Source organism: Candidatus Magnetobacterium casense (assembly GCF_019173545.1).
GTDB classification, from domain to species: domain Bacteria; phylum Nitrospirota; class Thermodesulfovibrionia; order Thermodesulfovibrionales; family Magnetobacteriaceae; genus Magnetobacterium; species Magnetobacterium cryptolimnobacter.
In genome coordinates, this window is sequence record NZ_JABXWD010000385.1 from 1 (window position 1) to 3,071 (window position 3,071).

The window sequence follows — 3,071 nt, forward strand, 5'->3', positions numbered from 1 at the left end:
GTACCACAATCAACCGTGGTTGCAAGGATTTAAGCCACTTTTATACCTGTGTAATATGGCATTGTTGCTATGCGTGAGCAACGTGACCACGTTTGAATGGAGTGCTACCGCTGGTTCCTTGCTCACCTTCTTTCTTTTTTTTAAGGACGAACTATATACTCTCCAGAACTTCATGAGTGCTTAGTGCCTCTTCCGCCGCAGACTGACGGGCTGCCCCCCTTGCAACCTCAGCCCTGCCCTGCCCGATGACGGTGGAGAGGTAGCCGATCAACTGACTGATCCCTTCGTTTGATGCGGCAGATATCTTAAACAACGGTATGGCGGATTGTTCACAGTACGCCGTCAGCAGGTCGAGTCTGTGTCCCTGACGTGCGATGTCGAGCTTGGTTGCAATGACGGTCTGTGGCTTGGCTGCCAGGTCGGTGTTGTGCATGGAGAGTTCCCTGTTTGTCTGTATAAGAGCCTCGACGGGGTCAAGTTCGATGTCGTCACTGACGTCAACCAGGTGCAGGAGCATAAATGTGCGCTCGGCATGTCTGAGAAACTGCAAACCAAGTCCTGCCCCCAAGTGTGCGTTTTCTATGATGCCGGGGATATCGGCCACCGTAAAGCTGGTGTAGTCCTTCATCTTGACAACCCCGAGGTTTGGCACCAGGGTAGTAAATGGATAATCGGCAATCTTGGGTCTGGCCGATGAGATGCTTGCCAAGAGGGTTGACTTTCCGGCATTTGGCATCCCGATGAGGCCAACGTCTGCCAGGAGCTTCAGTTCGAGTATAAGGTATGCCTCCTGACCATCCTCGCCCGGTTGGGCGAACTTGGGCGATTGAAAGGTCGATGTCTTAAAGTGGGCATTGCCCTTGCCGCCGCGTCCACCGTGCAGGACAACGACCTCCATGGCGTCCTCGGTGAGGTCTGCGATGACCTGCCCGGAGGTCTGGTCCCTGATGACAGTGCCCACGGGAACCCTTATGACAAGGTTGGGGGCATCTTTGCCGTGCATGTCCTTGCCCATGCCGTGGCCGCCGTTTTTGGCCTGATAGTGTTTCCTGTACCTGTGATCAAGGAGGGTGTTTAACTGACTGTCGGCCCGAAAGACGATATCTCCTCCTACGCCCCCATCCCCTCCGTTTGGTCCGCCCCAGGGGATATACTTCTCGCGTCTGAAACTGACACATCCCCTGCCTCCATGACCAGCCTTGGCGTATATGGTTACATAATCAACAAATTTCATAATCAACAAAGCAAAAAAAGCGGCACGTCAAAACGCCCGCTCTTTTGTGATAGCCTCCCTTTATGGCCTCCCACAAATCCCTACCGGTGTCACAACTGCCACCGTTGGCTTTGTGGCGCCGCACAGCGCGTGAGTGTTATTTGTGCCGGATTACTATGCAGTTACCGGATATACGCTGATCTTCTGTCTGGTTCTGTCCTTTCTCTCAAAGGTGACCACTCCGGCGATCATGGAAAACAAGGTGTCATCTGAACCGATGCCAACGTTCTCACCCGGATGAAACTTGGTCCCGCGCTGTCTGACCAAGATGTTGCCGGCCTTTACCACCTGACCGCCATATTTTTTGACTCCCAACCGCTTGGATTGACTGTCTCTGCCATTTCTTGTACTGCCAACGCCTTTCTTATGAGCCATTGCTACCTCCCACTATTTCATCTATCTTAAGTATAGTGAAGCCCTGCCGATGTGTCCTGTACTTTCTGTGAGCCTTCCGGGGTTTCATTTTAAATATTTCTATTTTCCTGGTGCGTCCATTTGACAGTACCTGTCCCTTTACCGTGGCGCCGGATACATAGGGAGCACCAACTGTCACCTTGCTGTTGTCAGAGATCGCCAGCACCTTATCTATCACTACCTGGTGTCCGACCTCAAACCCTTCCTTCGGACCCAACTTTCCAACCTTGACCCTGTCCTCAGGTGATACCTTGTACTGCTTGCCACCTGTCTCTATAATTGCGAACACCTAATCTATACCTCCTGAATCTTTGCTTAATAGTTATATTCTATATAAAGCCGGTACCCATTGTCAACCTGTTGAGTTTTTAATTTTTCCGAAATATGAAGGACTACCCAGGCAGGTAACTGTAATCCATCAACTGCTCAAAAGTGTAGGGGCAGGTCTCAGGTAATTGCTTGGCGTTAATCTTTGTTTCAACTTCAAACAGGCGTTTGGCCGTTATAAATTCCTCATTATGTTAACATTATCCATATGACTATTGTCAAGGGGGCGGGGGTCGAAGGAAATTTTTATTGACCGGTTTTTGTGGTATAATAACCAAAATGATGCAACGGGATAAGATAAGCAGACGGAGTTTCCTCAAGCAGGTTGGTGGCACGACGGTTGCCGTAAGCAGCTTGTTTGGCTTTGACTGGTGGCGTAAGAACAACTCCAGGCCGACGGAGATAAAAAAGATTCCTACGCAGTGTCACGGTTGTGGCGCAAACCGTTGCGGAATCTACGTCTACGTAAAAGACAATCGCATATGGAAGGTGGAGGGCAATCCCAAGACACACAACAACGGCGGCTCCGTCTGTCCCCGCGGACACGGATACATACACGAACTGTACTCGCCTGCTCGCCTGAGACAACCTCTAAAGCGAACCGACAACGGCACGTATGAGCCAATCACGTGGGAGCAGGCCTTTAAAGAGATATCGGTGCAGTTAAACCTAATAATCATGGAGCACGGGCCGCAGTCAGTCTTTTGGTTGCAGTATCCGATGGCCAATGCCGCGCTGTCGTTTCGATTCATGCACGCCCTTGGTTCACCCAACACCTGTTCGCACGGCTCGACTTGTTACACGGCACGCAATGCCGGATTTAACGCAACATATGGCGGCCTCCCCGACAGCGATATACAACACTGTCAGTATCTCATAATCGTGGGCAGAAACCCAGCCGGCGGTATCAAACTATATCAAATGAAAGAACTTACCCTGGCAAAGGACAGGGGCGCCAAAATCGTCGTCGTAGACCCCAGACACAGCGAAACTGCCGTGATCGCTAACGAATGGTTGTCCGTCAAACCCGGCACCGATCTGGCCTTTCTCCTTGCCC

5 protein-coding genes are annotated in these 3,071 nt (G+C 51.2%); 1 reads left to right on the forward strand and 4 read right to left on the reverse strand.

Annotation, left to right across the window (positions count from 1 at the left end):
- Nucleotides 1-151 precede the first annotated feature (151 nt).
- The 4 genes from obgE to HWQ67_RS20660 form a co-directional block, all read right to left on the reverse strand.
- Nucleotides 152-1,234, reverse strand: coding sequence for a GTPase ObgE (gene obgE, locus HWQ67_RS15230; protein WP_255317314.1), 1,083 nt, complete (start codon nt 1,232-1,234; stop codon nt 152-154).
- Between the two features lie 153 nt (nt 1,235-1,387).
- Nucleotides 1,388-1,648: a 50S ribosomal protein L27 gene (gene rpmA / locus HWQ67_RS15235; RefSeq protein ID WP_040335476.1), complete on the reverse strand. Its 261-nt coding sequence runs from the start codon at nt 1,646-1,648 to the stop codon at nt 1,388-1,390.
- Nucleotides 1,638-1,976: a 50S ribosomal protein L21 gene (gene rplU, locus HWQ67_RS15240; RefSeq protein WP_218253540.1), complete on the reverse strand. Its 339-nt coding sequence runs from the start codon at nt 1,974-1,976 to the stop codon at nt 1,638-1,640. The genes rpmA and rplU overlap by 11 nt, the downstream gene beginning before the upstream one ends.
- Nucleotides 1,977-2,079: 103 nt before the next feature.
- Nucleotides 2,080-2,193, reverse strand: coding sequence for a DUF29 family protein (locus HWQ67_RS20660; protein ID WP_218253543.1), 114 nt, complete (start codon nt 2,191-2,193; stop codon nt 2,080-2,082).
- A 100-nt stretch (nt 2,194-2,293) separates the two neighbouring features.
- On the opposite strand from HWQ67_RS20660, the gene HWQ67_RS15250 reads away from it, so the two are divergent.
- Nucleotides 2,294-3,071, forward strand: a 778-nt coding sequence (locus HWQ67_RS15250; RefSeq protein WP_218253541.1) for a molybdopterin-dependent oxidoreductase, incomplete at its 3' end; no start/stop codon positions are given.